Below are 18,171 nucleotides of genomic sequence, written 5' to 3'. Positions count from 1 at the left end.
CGACTATGACTGCCGCGAAGATCAAGGTGTTGTGCGTGGATGATTCCGCGCTGATTCGCAGCCTGATGACGGAGATCATCAACAGCCAGCCCGACATGGAAGTGGTTGGGACTGCGCCCGATCCGCTCGTCGCGCGCGAGATGATCAAGCAGCTGAACCCCGACGTGCTGACGCTCGACGTCGAAATGCCGCGCATGGACGGGCTCGATTTCCTCGAGCGGCTGATGCGGCTGCGCCCGATGCCCGTGCTGATGGTGTCGTCGCTGACCGAACGCGGTTCCGAAATCACGATGCGCGCGCTGGAGCTGGGCGCCGTCGACTTCGTCACCAAGCCCAAGCTCGGCATCCGCGACGGCCTGATGGAGTACACCGACACCATCGCGGACAAGATCCGCGCCGCGTCGCGTGCGCGCGTACGCCAGGCTCCGCAGGCCGCGTCCGGCACGCCGGCCACGCCGATGCTGCGCAGCCCGCTGCTGTCGACCGAGAAGCTGATCATCCTGGGCGCGTCGACGGGCGGAACGGAAGCGATCAAGGACTTCCTGATGCCGTTGCCGCCGGACAGCCCCGCCGTGCTGATCGTGCAGCATATGCCTGCCGGCTTTACGCGCTCGTTCGCGCAACGGCTCGATGGGCTGTGCCGCATCACGGTGAAGGAAGCGGAGCACGGCGAACGCGTGCTGCCCGGCTATGCCTATATCGCGCCCGGCGATTCGCACCTGCGCCTGGCGCGCAGCGGCGCCAACTACGTGGCGCACCTGTCGCAAGAAGCGCCGGTCAACCGCCATCGTCCGTCGGTGGACGTGCTGTTCGATTCTGCCGCCGAGCATGGCGGCAAGAACGTGATCGGCGTGATCCTGACCGGCATGGGCAAGGACGGTGCCAAGGGCATGCTGCGCATGCGCGAGGCCGGTGCCTATAACCTGGCGCAGGACGAAAGTACCTGCATCGTGTTTGGCATGCCGAAGGAGGCGATCGCCGCCGGCGGCGTGCATGAAGTAGTGCCCCTGCACTCGATGACCCAGCGCGTGATGGCGCGCCTGGCCACTTACGGGACCCGCGCGCAACGGGTCTGAAATAACAGGTCGAGGCCTGTCCCCGGCGGGGCTGGCCTGAAAACCAAACGACATTCCACAACTGCATCTACCGGAGCCTTCAAAGTGGACAAGAACATCAAGATCCTAGTGGTCGACGACTTCCCGACCATGCGTCGGATCATCCGCAACCTGCTCAAGGAACTGGGCTTCAACAACGTCGAAGAAGCCGAAGACGGCGCCGCCGGCCTGGAGAAGGCCAAGGACGGCAGCTTCCAGTTCGTGATCTCGGACTGGAACATGCCCAATATGGACGGCCTGAGCATGCTGCAGGCGATCCGCGCCGACGCCGCCATCGGCAAGACCCCCGTGCTGATGGTGACCGCCGAAGCCAAGAAGGAAAACATCATTGCCGCCGCACAGGCCGGCGCCAACGGCTATGTGGTCAAGCCGTTCACCGCCGCCACGCTGGACGAGAAGATCACCAAGATCTTCGAGAAACTGGGCGGCTGAAGCCAAGGAGCGTCCCATGACTGCGACTCTTCCCCACGATTCCGCAGAGCAACTGATCCTCCGCATCGGCAATCTGACGCGGATGCTGCGCGACAATATGCGCGAGCTCGGCCTGGACAAGGAAATCGAGCGCGCCGCCCAGGCCATTCCGGATGCGCGTGACCGCCTGAACTACATTGCGGCCATGACGGAACAAGCGGCGGAGCGTACGCTCAATGCCGTGGAACTGGCGCAGCCGATCCAGGCCAGCCTTGAACAGCAGGCCGAAGCCCTGGACAAGCGCTGGGACGCGTGGTTCGAAACGCCGGTGGAGCTCGGCGATGCCCGCGCCCTGGTGCTCGACACGCGCGAATTCCTGACCGACGTGCCGAAACAGGCCCGCGCCACCGGCAGCCATCTGCTGGACATCATGATGGCGCAGGACTTCCAGGACCTGACCGGCCAAGTCATCAAGAAGATGATGGACATGATCCGCACGCTCGAGCATGAGCTGCTGCAGGTCCTGATCGAGAACGTGCCTAGCGAGCGACGCTCGGAAGCGCAAGCCGCAACGCTGCTCAACGGCCCGCAGATCAACCCGGAAGGCAAGGCGGACGTCGTTTCCGACCAGTCGCAGGTCGACGACCTGCTGGCCAGCCTGGGCTTCTGAGCGGCTTCTGAGCGGCTTCTGAGCGGTATCTTCTGGTTTCTCCCTCTTCCATCACATGGAAGAGGGGGGAACGGTCTTGCCGGCCGGACCTTCCGGTGCCGCTCTCTCCATTCCCGCCCTAAAGTCGGTGCTGTCAGGTGCCGTTAACTCCCTGCCGGTGCTCATTTTCCAAACAGCACCGAAATCCCCCGCCTTTTCCGCCTAATGCCTGTCCGGGCGCGCTTCGATAATCCTCGCTGACCCATGGCGGCCTTTGCGTGCCGCCTGACCGTCCTGTCACCGGAGCGTGGATGTCCGACGAAAGCGATCTCGAGAAGACCGAACCCGCCTCACCCCGGCGCCTGGAAAAGGCGCGCGAGGAGGGGCAGGTCGTTCGCTCGCGCGAACTCGCCACGTTCATCATGCTGATGACCGGCGTGATCGGCCTTTGGACGCTCGGTGGCACGATCGGCCGCTCGCTGGACACAGTCATGCGGCAATCACTGCGTTTCGAGCCGGCCACCGCCTTCGACACGTCGCGCATGCTGTCGCGCTTTGCCAACGTGATCTGGGAAAGCCTGCTCGCGTTCATGCCGCTGCTGCTGCTGTTCGGCGTGGCCGCTGTAGCGGCGCCGCTGCTGATGGGCGGCTGGACATTCTCGACCAAGGCGCTCATGCCGAACTTCGGCCGCATGTCGCCAATGTCCGGCCTGGGCCGGATGTTCTCGGTGCATTCCGTGGCGGAGCTGGTCAAGGCCATCGCCAAGTCGCTGCTGGTCGGCAGCGTCGGCGCCTGGGTCGTGTGGCACCGGCTGCCCGATGCCATCGCGCTGATGAACGCCCCGGTCCAGGAAGCCTTGCTGCATATGCTCGACATGGTGCTGCGCTGCTGCGTGCCCGTGGTGCTCTCATTGCTGCTGGTTGCAGCCATCGATGTGCCCTGGCAGTTCTGGGAGCACTTCAAGAAGCTGCGCATGAGCAAGGAAGAGGTCAAGCAGGAATTCAAGGAAAGCGAAGGCGATCCGCACATCAAGGGACGCATCCGCCAGCAGCAGCGCGCCATGGCGCGGCGCCGGATGATGCAGGAAGTGCCCAAGGCCGATGTGGTCGTGACCAACCCGACCCACTTCGCCGTGGCGCTGCGCTACGAGGAAGGCCGCATGAGCGCGCCGCGCGTGATCGCAAAGGGTACCGATGAGGTGGCCGCGCGCATCCGCGAACTCGCCGCCGAACACCGTATTCCGCTGATGTCCGCGCCGCCGCTGGCGCGCGCGCTGCACCGCCATGTGGACCTGGGGCAGGAAATCCCGGCCGGCCTCTACACCGCCGTGGCTGAAGTCCTGGCCTGGGTCTATCAACTGAAACACTGGCACTACTCGCAAGGCCCGCAGCCGTCGGCGCCCAGCGATCTCCTGGTGCCGGACGAACTCGCCGTTCCGGAAAGCCGCGCATGAACGCTCTGAACTCCCTGTTGAAACTGCCAGGCCTGCGCAATGTGGGCCAGCTCAAGGCAATGACCGGGCCGATGCTGATCGTCATGATCCTCGGCATGATGATCCTGCCGCTGCCGGCGTTCGTGCTGGACCTGCTGTTCACGTTCAATATCGCACTGGCCATCATGGTGCTGCTGGTCAGCATGTACACGCAGAAGCCGCTCGATTTCGCGGCGTTTCCTGCCGTGCTGCTGTTCACCACGCTGTTGCGTCTGTCGCTGAACGTGGCGTCCACGCGCGTGGTGCTGCTCGAAGGCCATACCGGCCCGGACGCGGCCGGCAAGGTGATCGAGGCGTTCGGTCACTTCCTGGTCGGTGGCAACTTCGCCGTCGGTATCGTGGTGTTCGCGATCCTGGTGGTGATCAACTTCATGGTGATTACCAAGGGCGCGGGCCGTATCGCCGAAGTGGGCGCGCGTTTCATGCTGGACTCCATGCCCGGCAAGCAGATGTCGATCGACGCCGACCTGAACGCCGGCCTGATCAATGAAGATCAGGCCAAGAAGCGCCGCGCGGAAGTCGCGCAGGAATCCGACTTCTACGGCGCCATGGACGGTGCCAGCAAGTTCGTGCGCGGCGATGCCGTCGCCGGCCTGCTGATCATGTTCATCAACGTCGCCGCCGGCATGGTGGTCGGCATGGTCCAGCACGACCTGGACTTCGGCACCGCCGTGCACAACTACACGCTGCTGACCATTGGCGATGGCCTGGTCGCGCAGATTCCTGCGCTGGTGATTTCGACCGCGGCCGGCGTGATCGTGTCGCGCGTGTCGAACGAGCAGGACGTGGGCGAGCAGCTCACGGGCCAGCTTTTCGCCAATCCGCGCGTGCTGTACCTGACCGCCGGCATCATCGGCATGATGGGCATCATCCCCGGCATGCCGCATTTCGCCTTCCTGGTGCTGGCCGGCAGCCTGATCTGGCTGGGCCGCTACCTGGCGCAGCGCGAGGCCACCGCGCAGCAGACCAAGCAGCGCGAGGAGCGCGCACCCGCCGCCGCGCCGGAATCGACCGAAGCGAGCTGGGACGACGTCACGCTGGTGGACCCGCTCGGCATGGAAGTGGGCTACCGCCTGATCACGCTGGTGGACCGCGCGCAAGACGGCGAACTGCTGGGCCGCATCAAGAGCATCCGCAAGAAGGTGGCGCAGGAAATCGGCTTCCTGGTGCCGGTCGTGCATATCCGCGACAACCTGGAACTGAAGCCCAACGCCTACCGCATCACGCTCAAGGGCGTGGAGATCGGGCGTGGCGAGGCCATGCCGGGACAGTGGATGGCAATCAACCCCGGGCAGGTCAGCGGTACGCTGCCGGGCACGGCCACGCGCGACCCGGCGTTCGGCCTGGAAGCCGTGTGGATCGACGCCGGCATGAAGGAGCAGGCGCAGGCGTTCGGCTACACCGTGGTGGATGCGAGCACCGTGGTCGCCACGCACCTGAACCACCTGATCCACATGCACGCCGCCGAACTGCTGGGCCGCCAGGAAGTGCAGATGCTGCTCGACCGCATCGCCAAGGAAGCGCCCAAGCTGACCGAGGACCTCGTGCCCAAGACCATCTCGCTGACGGCGCTGCAGAAGATCCTGCAGAACCTGCTGGACGAAGGCGTGCCGATCCGCGACATGCGCACCATCCTGGATGTGCTCGCCGAGCATGCGCCGAAGATCAGCGATCCGAACGAACTGACCGCACTGGTGCGCCAGGCGCTGGGCCGCGCGATTACGCAGCAGCTGTTCCCCAATGGCGCCGACCTGCAGGTGATCGGCCTCGACGCGGGCCTGGAGCGCGTGCTGTCGCAGGCGCTGACCAATGGCGGCGGCATCGAGCCGGGCCTCGCCGACGCGCTGCTGCAGCAGACGCAGGGCGCTGTGAGCCGCCAGGAGCAGATGGGCCTGGATCCGGTGCTGCTGGTGCCGTCGCAACTGCGCCCGCTGATGGCGCGCTTCCTGCGTCGCACCATGCCGCAGCTGAGGGTGTTGTCCCATGCCGAAGTGCCGGACAACCGCAATATCCGCATTACCGCAATGATCGGTGCGTGAGGAACGCAAGATGAGCGTAGCGAAATTCGTGGCGGCCAACGGCCGTGAAGCCATGCGCAAGGTGCGCGAAGCCATGGGACCCGATGCCGTGGTGCTGTCCAACCGCACCATCGATGGCGGCGTGGAAATCGTAGCCATGCGCGACACCGACCTGAGCGCCGCATCGGCCGGCGCGCAGGTCTACGTGGCGCCCGCGCCGGTCGTAGCAGCGCCCGAGCCGGCTGCCATCGACGATCTGCGCGGCGAACTGCAGTCCATGCGTGCCATGTTCGAACGGCAATTGGCCGGGCTGGCCCCCGCCGCTGCCGCTGGCGCGGTTTCCAATGGCGATCCGCTGCGCGAATCGCTGTTCGCCTGGATGGTCGGGGCCGGCTTCTCGGCACAGCTTTCGCGCACGCTGCTGGCGCGGCTGCCGGTTGGCTACGACCGTCCCGCTGCCATGACATGGATTCGCGGCGAGCTGGCCAGCAAGGTGCCCGTACTCGACAACGAAGACACACTGTTCGACCAGGGCGGCGTGCTTGCGCTGATCGGTCCGACCGGCGTGGGCAAGACCACCACGACGGCCAAGCTGGCCGCGCGCTACGTGCTGCGCCATGGTCCCGAGCGCCTGGCGCTGCTGACCACCGACAGCTTCCGTATCGGCGCGCATGAACAGCTGCGCATCTATGGCGATATCCTCGGCGTGCCCGTGCATGCGGTGAAAGATGCTGCCGATCTGCGCTTCGCGCTCGCGGCGATGAAGGACAAGCATCTGGTGATCATCGACACCGTCGGCATGAGCCAGCGGGACCGCAACCTGTCGGAGCAGATCGCCATGCTTGCCGGCGTGCAGGCGCCGGTGCAGCGTGTGCTGCTGCTCAATGGCGCCAGCCATGGCGACACACTCAACGAGGTGGTGCATGCCTACCGCCATGACGCCGTGCCGGAAGGCGGTGGCGTCGACGGCTGCATCATCAGCAAGCTCGACGAAGCCACGCATCTGGGCTCCGTGCTCGACGTCGTGATTCGCCATCGCTTGCCGGTGTTCTACGTGTCCACCGGACAGCGTGTGCCGGAACACCTCGAGCTTGCGCAAGGCGCCTCGCTGGTCGAGCGTGCGTTCCTGACGCCGCGCCGTGGTTCGGTGTTTGCCGATGCAGATGCTGCACGGCGCCAGGCCGGCACCCTCGACGAAGCGCCGGGCCGCCAGGGCGGCGCCGACGATGTGCTGCGGTCGCTGACCGACAGCGCGGACGCGCTGGGCCAGTGCGTGAATGAACTCAATGCCGCGCAGCATGGCTTCGACCTGGCGCGCCAGCTCTGGCAGCAGCGCACGGCTGATACGCCCGCACTGCGGCCGATGGCGCAGCAGGTGCGCGAAGCGGTTTGCCGCGACGTGAACCGCGAATGCGACCACTTCGTGCTGTCGCTGACGGCCACGCTGCAGGTGCCAGTACCGGGACGCCGTGCGCCGCAGTCGATGCTGCATACGCTGTGGCTGGGCGACCGCACCGGCATGCCGGTGGCGGCCACGGTTACGCCTGCCGGACGTGCTGGCCAGGCCATGGGCGAAGCCGACGCCGAGGTCGCCACGCTGCGCGCCACCCTTGGCGCGGCGCGGCCCGTCGTGCATATGCTGGATGCGCTACCGGCCGGGGCCACGCTGGCGCGCTGGCAGCAATCCGGCGAGCGCTGGGTCGCTGCCACACGCAAGACGGCGCGCGTGATCAGCGGCGGCGCGGCGTGGAAGCTTGATGCACTGGCCGAAACGCTGACGTTCCACGCCATGGGCGAGTTCACCGTGCGTGGCCGCGAGGCCGTGCAGTGGCTCGCCACGGCGGATGTCCGTGTGCCGGAAGGCCCCGTGCGTGGCCGCGGTGCACCGGAAGGCGGCATCGACGCGAAACTCGTGATTGCAAGAATGGTCGACCACGCTTCGGGCGAACTGTTCGATACGCGCTACCTGCTGTGCGACCCGCAGCTGTCAGGCCAGGCCGCGCACACGGCACGCTGGGCGCTGTGGGCCGACAACGCGGATGCGCAGTTCCGCACGCTGCGCCATGCGCTCGATCATTTCGCTCAGGATGGCGAAAGCGCCGCTGGCGGCAGCGTGGCCGCGCTTCAGCTCGGTCTGACGGTGCTGCGCCTCGAACACGCGCCCACGGCTACTGCCCCGGCCTTCCTGGCCCGCCTTGCCGGCCGCACGGCTGCGAGACAGCCCGGCGGCGCATCGGTGCCGGGATCAGTGCTGAATGAAGGCATGGGGCGCCTGCTGGCTTTGCTCGATGTACTCGAAAACTATCCGGGCCGCCCGGTCGTTGACGCCGCCGAGGCCGACGCGCCTGCGGAGCCGGACGTGCAAGCGCAATCGAATGTGGTGGTGGGACTTCCCCAACTCATGGCGCCGGGAGTCGTGTCGTGAGCGCGCTCGCAATGGACCAGGCCGAAAGCCTGCGACGCATGCTGGCGCCGCGTGTCACGCGCCGCATTGCGGTGGTGGCCAGCGAACGCGGTGCCGGTGCGACGACGATCGCATTGGGCCTGTCGCATGCGCTGGCGATGCAGGGCGAACGCGTGCTGCTCGCCGATGAGGACAACGCGGGCCATGCCGTGCGCCTGTCGGGGGCCGACCCAGCCGGCACGCTTGCCGACGTGCAGGCTGGCCGCATGACGCTGGAGACCGCACTCGGTGCGCGTCCGGCCAGTGCCGTCGCGGTGCTGCCGGCTGGCAAGGCAACGCAGCAAGGTGCGCCATCGGCGGATCCACTGTCGGGTTTTCGCACGGTGCTGGTCGATGCCGCTAGGGACGGCGACGGTGCGCTCTCACCGTTGGCGGGGGCCGCACACAATGTGCTCGTGGTGATGCGGCCGGAACTGGCGTCTATTACCGCGGCATATGCCTGCATCAAGCGGCTGCACCATCTGTACGCTTGCCGGCATTTCCATCTGGTGGTCAACATGGCGGCCAATGAGGCCACCGTTCAGGCGATCACAGGGAACCTGGCGCGCACAGGACGGCAGTACCTGGGCGTCGAGATCGGCTGTGCCGGCTGGTTGCCGGCGGACACGCTGGTCACGCGCAGCGTGGAGCTCGGACGGTGCGTGGTGGAAGCCTACCCCGCAGCGCCCGCGACGACCGGATTGCGCCGCATTGCCAGCGGCATCGGCGCATGGCCATTGCGTGCCGAGCCGGCTGCATCGGCTGCGCACGCTGCCGTGGCGGCCTGATGCCGTGACTATTCGAAACTGACGAAGACCCTGAGCCGCCGGCCCGCAAAAACGGGCAGGTTCTGCAAGCAAGCATTCACGAGAATTCCACCATGTACACGATCCAGGGAAAGCTCGAACAGGCCGATGTGGTCAAGACCCACGCGCAGCTCGTGCGCCGCATCGCATTGCAACTGGCGGCCAAGCTGCCGGCCAGCGTGCAGATCGACGACCTGATCCAGGCCGGCATGATCGGCCTGCTCGACGCGGCCAAGCGCTATGAGGACACCCATGGCGCGCGGTTCGAAACCTACGCCAGCCAGCGTATCCGCGGCGCCATGCTCGACGAGGTGCGCGCCAACGACTGGCAGTCGCGCAGCCTGCGGCAGTTCACGCGCCGTATCGAACGCACGCAGCGCGGCCTCGAGCAGAAGCTTGGCCGTGCACCGCTGGATTCGGAGGTTGCGCAGGAACTGGAAATGCCGCTGGACGAATACCAGACCTTGCTCAACGAGGTCTATGGCTGCCAGCTGCTGCACTATGAAGATTTCGAGCGCTCCGGGGAAGAGGACTTCCTCGATCGCCACCTTGGCGGCAGCGAAGACGGCAACCCGCTCACGCAGCTGATGGAAAACGGCATGCGCGCAGCCCTGATCCGCGCCATCGAGCGCCTGCCCGAGCGCGAAAAGCTGGTGCTTTCACTGTGCTATGACCAGGAACTCAACCTGCGCGAAATCGGCGCCGTGCTCGACGTGACCGAATCGCGCGTGTGCCAGATCCGCGGGCAAGCCATTACGCGCCTGCGCAACCAACTGCGCGGGCTGCTCTGATGCGCGGGCGGCACGGCTCAGGTCAGGTTGCCATGCATGCCATCGCGGCGCTGCTTGCTGCGATGGCGACGATTACGTGGGCCGCGCCCGATGACGGCACGAACCACAGCTGGAGCGCATCGGTCAACGGCCCGGCGCTGTATGGCCGCGGGCTGCGTACCGTGTCCCGCCCGATCCTGCCGAGCGGCAACCTGCCGCAGTCGGAGGGCGTCATTACCTCGGTGCGCTGGCGCTACAGTTTTGCCGCGACGCCGCCCACGGATCTGCAGGCCTATCTCTGCAACGACACGCGCTGCGTGCTGCTGCCACAGGCCGAAGGCAAGACCGACGCCTTCGACGGTGATGATGCAACCCAGGGTTTTGTGTTTGCGTTTCGGCTGCCGGGGCAGGGCCCGGTGGCGCCGGTGCTGCAGGGCAAGAGCAATCAGGTGGTTGTGGGGTTCCGATAAGACGCTCAATCCCTCTGACCACGGCCGGGCGTACCGGCCCGGCGATGTGATGCAACCGCCGAGCAACAACCGGCATCGCAATCTCCGCCGGCGCGCACACCGAATGTCCGGTTTCCACGCTGCCAATCCTTCGGTAGCATGTGCCCATGCTGTTCCCTGACAGTTTTCGCGGTTTTCTGTAGCCAATCCCTTCCGTAGCGGTTCCGCCGGATCCTGCAGGACGCGATATCCTGCCGGGAGGGCCGGCTTTATCACTGGTTTGGGCGAAAGCGTTGGCGATACGCCAGGCGTGTTGGAGGTTGGAATGGAAGATCAATTCGCAGACGTGCTGATCATCGGCGCGGGGCCAGCAGGTTCTGTTGCGGCGGGTTTGCTGCGTCGTCGTGGTATTGGTGTGCTGGTGCTCGAGAAGGAGACGTTTCCGCGCTTTTCAATCGGCGAAAGCCTGCTGCCGCAGAGCATGGAGTACATTGAAGCGGCCGGCATGCTGCGGGCAGTGGTAGAGGCTGGCTTCCAATACAAGAACGGTGCCGCGTTTGCGCGTGGAGATCGCTATGTCGATTTCGACTTCCGCGATAAGTTCTCGGCGGGCTGGGGTACGACGTACCAGGTCCAGCGCGCGGATTTCGATCATGTGCTGATACGCGAAGCGGAGAAGCAAGGTGCCGAAGTCCGCTTCCGGCATCTGGTGACGGGCGTCGACGTGTCAGGTGCGCGACCGGTTGTGACCGTGCTCGACCCTGATGGCAACAGCTATCGCGTCACCAGCCGTTTCCTGCTGGATGCATCGGGGTTCGGACGGATCCTGCCGCGCCTGCTGCAGCTCGAGTCGCCATCCGGGTTTCCCGTGCGCAGCGCCATCTTCACGCATGTCGAAGACCGGGTGATGCCGGGTACCTTCGATCGCAACAAGATTCGTATTGGCATTCATCCGCAGCACGTGGATGTCTGGTACTGGACAATTCCGTTTTCGAACGGACGTTGTTCGCTGGGCGTCGTTGCCGAAAAGGCATTCCTTGATGGCTATGCCGGTAACGACACCGAACGGCTGCAGGCGCTGGTGAACGAGGATCCCGCTCTTGCCGGCCTGCTGGCCCATGCCGTGTGGGATACCCCCGCGCGACATATTGCGGGCTATGCGGCTAACGTGAAGTCGCTCTGGGGTAACGGCTACGCGCTGCTTGGCAACGCGGGCGAATTCCTGGATCCGGTCTTTTCCTCAGGCGTGACGATCGCATTCAAGTCAGCCAGTCTGGCCGCCGATTGCATCGCGCGTGAATTCGCGGGCGAATCGGTGAATTGGGAAGCCGACTATGCGCAGATACTGAAGTCCGGCGTCGATTGCTTCCGCGCATTTGTTGATGCGTGGTACGCCGGAGGTTTCCAGAAGCTGGTCTTTCATCCCAACGCCACACCGGAGATCCGCCGCATGATCTCGGCCATCCTGGCCGGCTACGCGTGGGACCGTTCCAATCCGTTTGTCCGGGACCCGCAGCGCGGTCTCAACGTGCTCGAACAGTATTGCGACGATTGAACGCAGGCGGCTTCAGCCGCTGGCCAGGCTGACGCCGCCCGCACCGGCCGATGCCTTGCCGTTCTTGCCGTAAAGCCCGGAGTCGCCGCCGCTGTGCTGGCGCAGCACATTGATCGCTTCGCGCGTGTGGTCCAGGTGCGCAGCGACGATGGCGCCGTTGAGCTGGTTGTTGTCGCGCGCGGCGCGTGCGGCAAAGATCAGCTTGCGCCAGGCATCGCCCACGGCGGGATCGATATTGCGGCCGAGCAACTGGCCCTGCGGGCCCGGGCGCAGGCCCAGCGCGCCCATCTGTGCTTCGCGCGCAGCTACCTGGCGAGAGAGCGCCTGACCCAGTTCCACCTTGCGCGTGAGCAGTCCGCTCAGGGACTGGAAGTCTCCGCCCTTGAGGGCGTCGCGCTCTTCGGTGAGCAGTTGGCCAAACGCCGTGACGGCTTCGGCTTCTTTCTGCAGGCTCTGGATCAGGGGCTGGCTCATGGCTGTTTCAGTGGATGTCGCCCTGGCTCAGTTCGCGCAAGGTGGCGAGCAGGCCGTCGGCAATCTTGCCCGGGTCGATCTTGATCCGGCCTTCGGCGATGGCCTGGCGGATCTCTTCGACCTTGGCGGTGTCGATGTCGTCGTCGGTTTCGTTGGCCAGGCGGCTGCCGATTTCGCGGACCTGCGAGGCCAGGGGGCTTACGCTCACGCCGCTCGTGGTGGCGACGGGGGCACTCTGTCCCGCCTGCGGCCGGACAGTGCTGTCCGCAGCCGGGGCGTCGGCCGGCCTGGACGAGGTGGAATGGTTGATCTTCACGGGCGTTCCTTGCTGGGTTCCACTGTCATTACGGACGCCTTGGCGAAATCTTTAGGAAAATCTCGCCCCGACGGCAGGACTGGCACGCATTGTCGCATGGTCGCCGATCCTGCATTCCAGTGTCCCATGAGGCACTTTTGTCGGACGTTATTGCAGCACGACGGTGTCGCCGCTGCGCACTAGGCCGCTCACTACCTGCCCGTTGCGCAGGCGGATCTGCACCGAGTTGCCGATGGCGGCATCGGCGAGCACCTTGCCCTCGCTGGTGATCTGGAAGGCGTCGCCTTCCACCGCGACGGTCACGGTCTGGCCGGAGCGTACGGCGATCGATTTCTTCAGCAGATCGGTGCGCATGGGCGAGCCCGCTGCGACGCGGTTGGCCGTGACTGCGCCCACGACCTGAGACGGGTCGGTAATCACGGCCTTGGGCAGCGTGGACAGGTCGCCCTGCCGCACTTCAAGGTCGGCCGGCGTCACCGGCTCGCCCGGGCCGAGCGCGCGCACGGCCACGTAGTAGTCCGACAGCACGGACACGCGTGCCTGCATATAGCGGATCCACGGCCGCTCGCCGCCGCAGCGCACGCCGACCGAAATGCGGCCCCATGGCGAAGCGCCCGGAGGCAGGAACGGATCGGGCGACACGCATTCCGGAGCGCGGCCACCTGACGGCGGCTGCACCTGAACGGTGGCCTTGCCCGGCAGGCCGGCCGTCTGGCGCAGCAGGAACTGCTCCACGGCCGCGCGTACCGGGTCTTCCGGGAATGGATTGGTCGCCTGCATGGCCACCGGGGTGACCTGCGCAGGCGCCGCCAGGGCTTCGCCGGCCACGGCTGACAGGACGCCTCCTGCCAGCAGGGCCAGCGCCGGCCTGATGACGGCGCGATGGATCTTCTTCATGTCTTCATCCCAGCAAGGACGACGCGGCGGCCACGGTGGCAACTGAGCCGCTTGTGCGGCCGCACGCAAGGAAACGGGTCCCATTGTAGGCAGCCGTTGCCGGGCAAGCCCTCCGAATTGCATGGATTTCCCGTTCTTATTCATCCGATTGGCGTGACAGGGCTGAACCTAAGATGCGATCCCTGAAGAAGGTCGCCCTTCGTCGTTCGCTCCAAGTTGCTCCAAGCGGAGATGCATACATGATTGACAGACTCGACTCGGCATTGCGCTTCCAGCAGGAAGCGCTGAGCCTGCGGACTCAGCGGCAGTCGGTGATTGCCTCGAACATTGCGCATGCCGATACGCCCGGCTACAAGGCCCGCGATTTCGATTTCTCGAGCACGCTGGCGCAGACCATGGAGCGCGGCCGCCGTCCCGACGGCGTGTCGCTGTCGACGACCTCCGTGCGCCACTTGCCGGCACAAGCACCGACCCGCGACGACGCCGATCTCGCTTACCGCATTCCCCTGCAGTCGAGCGTCGACGGCAATACGGTCGAAATGGACACCGAACGTGTGGCCTTCGCCGACAACTCGGTCCACTTCGAATCGAACCTGACCGTGGTGAGCTCGAAGATCAAGACCATGCTGGCCGCGATCCAGCAGTAAGCGCCGGAGACACACATGCCAGCAATGAACATCTTCGACGTCGCGGGCTCGGCCATGGCTGCGCAATCGCAGCGCATGAACGTAACTGCGTCCAACCTGGCCAACGCCGACAGCGTGGTCAGCCCCGACGGCCAGGCCTACCGGGCCAAGCAGGTCATCTTCGGCATGGCGCCTACGCCCGGCCAGAGCGACGTCGGTGGCGTGCAGGTGCAAGGTGTGATGGAAGACCCGTCGCCGCCGCGTATGGTCCACAACCCCACGCACCCGATGGCCAATGCGGAAGGCTATGTGGTCATGCCCAACGTCAACCCGGTGGAGGAGATGGTCAACATGATTTCGGCCTCGCGCTCGTACCAGGCCAACGTTGAGGTGCTGAACAGCGCCAAGAACATGATGCTCAAGACGCTGACCATCGGCCAGTAACGACAACGGACTCATCCAACGCGACATGACTACTACCTCCTCGGTCAACAACAGCAGCAGCGCCAGCAGCACCACGAACGTCAATGCGGCGCTCCAGAGCGGCAGCGCCAGCGCCGCCGATCTGCAGAGCAACTTCCTGAAGATGCTCGTGACGCAGATGAACAACCAGGATCCGCTCAACCCGATGGACAACGCGCAGCTGACTTCGCAGCTCGCGCAGATTTCCACGGTCAGCAGCATGCAGACCATGAACTCCACGCTGACCCAGCTGCTGAACCAGACGAGCGCAAGCCGCGCCATGGATTCGGCTGCGCTGATCGGCCGTACGGTGATGGTGCCGGGTTCGCAGTTCTCGGTGAAGGACGGCGTGGCTGGCCAGTTCGGCGTGGACCTGCCGTCGACGGCCGATGCGGTGACCGTCAACGTGCTCGATGCCCACGGCAACGTAGTGCGCACCATCGACATGAAGGGCCAGACGGCCGGCGTGCACGACATCGCCTGGGACGGCAAGAACGATGCCGGGGTGGCGGTTGCAGACGGCGATTACAGCTTCAAGGTCAGCGCCACGGCCAATGGCACCTCGGTGCAGCCGGTGGCACTGGTCTACGGCAAGGTCAATAGCATCAGCGGCGATTCGTCTGGCGTGCTGGTGGATGTTGGCAACGGGCAGCAGGCGAACGTGGACGACGTGCGCCGCATTCTCTGATTCTGAACGCGGGGCCGCGGCCCTGATTCCTGCCGGCAGCGCGCTGGCGACAAACGAAATACAGGTATCAAGGAGAAACTAAATGGGTTTCGGTCAAGGCGTAAGCGGCATTAATGCCGCCGCAGCGAATCTGGATGTGATCGGCAACAACATCGCAAACTCCAACACCGTCGGCTACAAGGCGTCGACTGCGCAGTTCGCAGACGTGTACGCCGGCACCAAGATCGGCCTGGGTACCACGGTCAACTCGGTGGTGCAATCGTTCACGCAGGGCAATATCCAGGCGACCAATCGCTCGCTGGATGTGGCCATCACGAACGGCAGTGGCTTCTTCCGGCTGGTCGGGACGGATGGTTCGGTGCACTTCTCGCGCAACGGCCAGTTTGCCCGCACCGACGACGGCCGCATCGTCAACGCCCAAGGCCTGCAGCTGACCGGCTTCCCGCCAGCTGGTTCCGGCGGCGGCGCACTGCCGCAGCCGCTGGTCGTCTCGAGCGCGCAGATGCCGCCGAAGCCGACGGGCAATATCAAGGTTGGCTACAACCTCGATTCGCGCAGCAGCGTGCCTGCCACGGCATTCTCCAGCACGGCCGCAGACCCGACCGCGACGCCTCCGACCCCCGCAGCGTTGCCGACTTCCGACATGTACAGCTACAGCAACAGCATGACGGTGTATGACTCGCTCGGCAATTCGCAGCAGCTGGTTGCGTACTTCGGCAAGTCCTCCAGCGGCCCGACTGTTGCCGGTGGCACCGACTGGACGATGAACGTGACGGACGCCGCCGGCAACGTCATGGGCGGATCGCCGATCACGCTCGCGTTCGACAGCAACGGCAAGCTGACGTCCACCAGCCCTGCCACGATCACGCTGACCAAGACCATGACGAATGGTGCTTCCGACCTGTCGATGAAGCTGGATCTTGCCGGCACGACGCAGTTCGGGTCGGACAACGACGTGATGAGCCCATCGCAGGACGGCTATGCATCGGGCGCGCTGCTGGGCTTTGCAATCGAGGGCGATGGCACCGTGCGCGCCAGCTACTCGAACGAGCAGACGCAGGTGCTGGGCCAGGTCGTCCTGGCGAGCTTCGGAAACCCCGAGGGCCTCAAGCCGGAAGGTGGCAACACCTGGGCAGCGACCGGTGCGTCCGGCGAGGCCATCGTCGGCGCGCCGGGCGGCGCCCGCGGCCAGCTGCTGTCGAGCGCAGTGGAGGCCTCCAACGTCGACCTGTCGGGCGAACTGGTCAACCTGATCGTCGCGCAGCGCAACTACCAGGCCAACGCCAAGACCATCGAGACGCAGAACCAGGTCATGAATTCGCTCATGAACATGTAAGCATGGTGAGCGGCGTGAAGAGCGTGAAGAGCAAGCAAGCTGAGGCAAGTCGATGGACCGCATGATCTACACCGCCCTGTCGGGCGCCAAGCAGATTCTCGACCAGCAAGCCGCTGTGTCGAACAATCTGGCGAACGTTTCGACGCCGGCCTTCCGCGCGCAGGTCAATATGTACCGCGCGGTGCCGGTGGTGGGGCAGGAGTCGCCCACGCGTGCCTTCACGCTGGCGTCGACGCCGGGCGCCGACATGCGCGCGGGTCCGCTGACCTATACCGGCCGCCCGCTGGATGTTGCCCTGCAAGGCAACGGCTGGCTGGTGGTGCAGGCGCGCGATGGCAGCGAAGCCTACACGCGCGCCGGCTCGTTGCAGATCGCGCAGGACGGGCAGGTGCAGACCAGCTCGGGTCTGCCTGTCATGGGCGACGGTGGCCCGCTGTCGGTGCCGCCTGGCTCGCAGGTGACGATCGGCAGCGACGGCACCATCACAGCGCGTGGTCCTGGCGAAGCCTCAGCGGGCCTGGCTCAGGTGGGCAAGCTGCGCGTGGTGAACCCGCCCGCCGATTCGATCGCGCGTGGCGATGACGGCCTGTTCCGCCTGCGCCCCGGTGCGCAGCCGCTGGAAGCCGACCCGACCGTACGCGTGGTTTCGGGCGCGATCGAAGGCAGCAACGTGAATCCGACTGAAGCGATGGTCGACATGATCGCCAATGCCCGGCGCTTCGAGATGCAGATGAAGATGATTACCGGCGCCGACACCAACGACCAGCGCGCGAACCAGCTGCTCTCGACCAACTGAAGCGGCGCCGCCGCACCCATGAACGCATGACGCGCGGGGCCATGCGGCCCTGCACAGGATTCCAAGGAATACCATGATCCGCTCTCTCTGGATTGCCAAGACCGGCCTCGATGCGCAGCAGACGCAGATGGACGTGATCTCGAACAACCTCGCCAACGTGTCCACCAACGGTTTCAAGCGTGGTCGCGCGGTGTTCGAGGACCTGATGTACCAGAACATCCGCCAGCCGGGCGCGCTGTCGTCGGACCAGACCACCCTGCCTTCGGGCCTGCAGCTCGGCACCGGCGTGCGCCCGGTCGCCACCGAGCGCATCCACACGCAGGGCAATCCGCAGCAGACCGGCAATTCGAAGGACGTGGCCATCATCGGCCAGGGCTTCTTCCAGGTCGCGATGCCCGACGGCACCACGGCTTATACGCGTGACGGTTCGTTCCAGGTCGACCAGAACGGCCAGCTCGTGACGTCGAGCGGCTTCGTGATCCAGCCGGCCATCACGATTCCTGCCAACACGACTTCCATGACCGTTGCCCGCGACGGCACGGTGTCGGTGACCCAGCCGGGCTCGAGCAACAACGTGCAGGTCGGCCAGCTGCAGCTCGCCACCTTCATGAACCCGGCCGGCCTGGAAAGCATGGGCGAGAACCTGTACGTGCAGACCGATGCCTCCGGCGCGCCCAACACCACCGTGCCGGGCCTGAACGGCGCGGGCGTGCTGCAGCAGAACTACGTGGAAGCGTCGAACGTCAACGTCGTGGAGGAGCTGGTCAGCATGATTCAGACCCAGCGCGCCTATGAAATCAACAGCAAGGCAGTGCAGACATCCGACCAGATGCTGCAGCGCCTGACGCAAATGGGCTGACGGAGTGG

General features: G+C 65.5%; 19 protein-coding genes. 16 read left to right on the top strand and 3 right to left on the bottom strand.

Annotation, left to right across the window (positions count from 1 at the left end):
• Positions 1-5: 5 nt before the first annotated feature.
• The 10 genes from ACIGJG_RS20665 (at position 6) to ACIGJG_RS20620 (ending at position 11,709) form a co-directional block, all read left to right on the top strand.
• On the top strand, positions 6-1,076 hold the full coding sequence (locus tag ACIGJG_RS20665; protein WP_011301720.1) for a protein-glutamate methylesterase/protein-glutamine glutaminase: 1,071 nt from the start codon (positions 6-8) through the stop codon (positions 1,074-1,076).
• Between the two features lie 84 nt (positions 1,077-1,160).
• A complete protein-coding gene (gene cheY / locus ACIGJG_RS20660) occupies positions 1,161-1,547 on the top strand; it encodes a chemotaxis response regulator CheY (RefSeq protein WP_011301721.1) in 387 nt (128 codons plus the stop codon).
• A 16-nt stretch (positions 1,548-1,563) separates the two neighbouring features.
• Complete coding sequence (cheZ, locus tag ACIGJG_RS20655) at positions 1,564-2,196, top strand: protein phosphatase CheZ (protein ID WP_011301722.1); 633 nt, start codon at positions 1,564-1,566, stop codon at positions 2,194-2,196.
• A 290-nt stretch (positions 2,197-2,486) separates the two neighbouring features.
• Positions 2,487-3,629 carry a flagellar biosynthesis protein FlhB gene (gene flhB, locus ACIGJG_RS20650; protein ID WP_011301723.1) on the top strand — a complete coding sequence of 381 codons (1,143 nt, stop codon included), beginning with the start codon at positions 2,487-2,489 and terminating at the stop codon, positions 3,627-3,629.
• On the top strand, positions 3,626-5,707 hold the full coding sequence (gene flhA / locus ACIGJG_RS20645) for a flagellar biosynthesis protein FlhA (protein WP_483673846.1): 2,082 nt from the start codon (positions 3,626-3,628) through the stop codon (positions 5,705-5,707). Before flhB ends, flhA begins: the two co-directional genes overlap by 4 nt.
• Before the next feature lie 10 nt (positions 5,708-5,717).
• Entirely contained in the window at positions 5,718-8,111 is a 2,394-nt protein-coding gene (flhF, locus tag ACIGJG_RS20640) for a flagellar biosynthesis GTPase FlhF (protein WP_483673845.1), read from the top strand.
• 11 nt (positions 8,112-8,122) lie between these two features.
• Positions 8,123-8,917 carry a MinD/ParA family ATP-binding protein gene (locus ACIGJG_RS20635; RefSeq protein WP_483674026.1) on the top strand — a complete coding sequence of 265 codons (795 nt, stop codon included), beginning with the start codon at positions 8,123-8,125 and terminating at the stop codon, positions 8,915-8,917.
• A 92-nt stretch (positions 8,918-9,009) separates the two neighbouring features.
• Positions 9,010-9,726, top strand: a complete 717-nt coding sequence (locus ACIGJG_RS20630; protein ID WP_011301727.1) for an RNA polymerase sigma factor FliA — start codon at positions 9,010-9,012, stop codon at positions 9,724-9,726.
• Positions 9,727-9,758: 32 nt separating this feature from the next.
• Positions 9,759-10,175: a flagellar protein FlhE gene (locus ACIGJG_RS20625; protein ID WP_011301728.1), complete on the top strand. Its 417-nt coding sequence runs from the start codon at positions 9,759-9,761 to the stop codon at positions 10,173-10,175.
• Between the two features lie 304 nt (positions 10,176-10,479).
• Positions 10,480-11,709 carry an NAD(P)/FAD-dependent oxidoreductase gene (locus ACIGJG_RS20620; RefSeq protein WP_011301729.1) on the top strand — a complete coding sequence of 410 codons (1,230 nt, stop codon included), beginning with the start codon at positions 10,480-10,482 and terminating at the stop codon, positions 11,707-11,709.
• Positions 11,710-11,721: 12 nt separating this feature from the next.
• On the opposite strand, the gene ACIGJG_RS20615 is transcribed toward ACIGJG_RS20620, so the two are convergent.
• The 3 genes from ACIGJG_RS20615 to flgA all read right to left on the bottom strand — a co-directional run bounded on the left by ACIGJG_RS20615 (position 11,722) and on the right by flgA (position 13,396).
• Positions 11,722-12,183, bottom strand: coding sequence for a flagella synthesis protein FlgN (locus ACIGJG_RS20615; protein WP_011301730.1), 462 nt, complete (start codon positions 12,181-12,183; stop codon positions 11,722-11,724).
• 7 nt (positions 12,184-12,190) lie between these two features.
• A complete protein-coding gene (gene flgM, locus ACIGJG_RS20610; protein ID WP_011301731.1) occupies positions 12,191-12,499 on the bottom strand; it encodes a flagellar biosynthesis anti-sigma factor FlgM in 309 nt (102 codons plus the stop codon).
• 147 nt (positions 12,500-12,646) lie between these two features.
• A complete protein-coding gene (flgA, locus tag ACIGJG_RS20605) occupies positions 12,647-13,396 on the bottom strand; it encodes a flagellar basal body P-ring formation chaperone FlgA (protein ID WP_011301732.1) in 750 nt (249 codons plus the stop codon).
• A gap of 239 nt (positions 13,397-13,635) precedes the next feature.
• Here flgA and flgB point away from each other — a divergent pair, with 239 nt between their 5' ends.
• From flgB to flgG, 6 genes are all read left to right on the top strand, one after another.
• On the top strand, positions 13,636-14,043 hold the full coding sequence (gene flgB, locus ACIGJG_RS20600; protein WP_011301733.1) for a flagellar basal body rod protein FlgB: 408 nt from the start codon (positions 13,636-13,638) through the stop codon (positions 14,041-14,043).
• A gap of 15 nt (positions 14,044-14,058) precedes the next feature.
• Positions 14,059-14,466 carry a flagellar basal body rod protein FlgC gene (gene flgC / locus ACIGJG_RS20595; protein ID WP_140950529.1) on the top strand — a complete coding sequence of 136 codons (408 nt, stop codon included), beginning with the start codon at positions 14,059-14,061 and terminating at the stop codon, positions 14,464-14,466.
• A gap of 25 nt (positions 14,467-14,491) precedes the next feature.
• Complete coding sequence (flgD, locus tag ACIGJG_RS20590; protein ID WP_011301735.1) at positions 14,492-15,172, top strand: flagellar hook assembly protein FlgD; 681 nt, start codon at positions 14,492-14,494, stop codon at positions 15,170-15,172.
• An 82-nt stretch (positions 15,173-15,254) separates the two neighbouring features.
• The gene (flgE, locus tag ACIGJG_RS20585) at positions 15,255-16,508 is read left to right on the top strand and encodes a flagellar hook protein FlgE (protein WP_483673844.1); all 1,254 of its coding nucleotides are present in this window, start codon (positions 15,255-15,257) and stop codon (positions 16,506-16,508) included.
• A gap of 52 nt (positions 16,509-16,560) precedes the next feature.
• Positions 16,561-17,304, top strand: coding sequence for a flagellar basal-body rod protein FlgF (flgF, locus tag ACIGJG_RS20580; protein WP_011301737.1), 744 nt, complete (start codon positions 16,561-16,563; stop codon positions 17,302-17,304).
• Positions 17,305-17,377: 73 nt separating this feature from the next.
• Positions 17,378-18,163, top strand: coding sequence for a flagellar basal-body rod protein FlgG (flgG, locus tag ACIGJG_RS20575; RefSeq protein WP_011301738.1), 786 nt, complete (start codon positions 17,378-17,380; stop codon positions 18,161-18,163).
• Positions 18,164-18,171 lie beyond the last annotated feature (8 nt).

Source organism: Cupriavidus sp. C1SS-2L (assembly GCF_057073735.1).
This window is presented reverse-complemented; position numbering and strand designations above follow the sequence as displayed.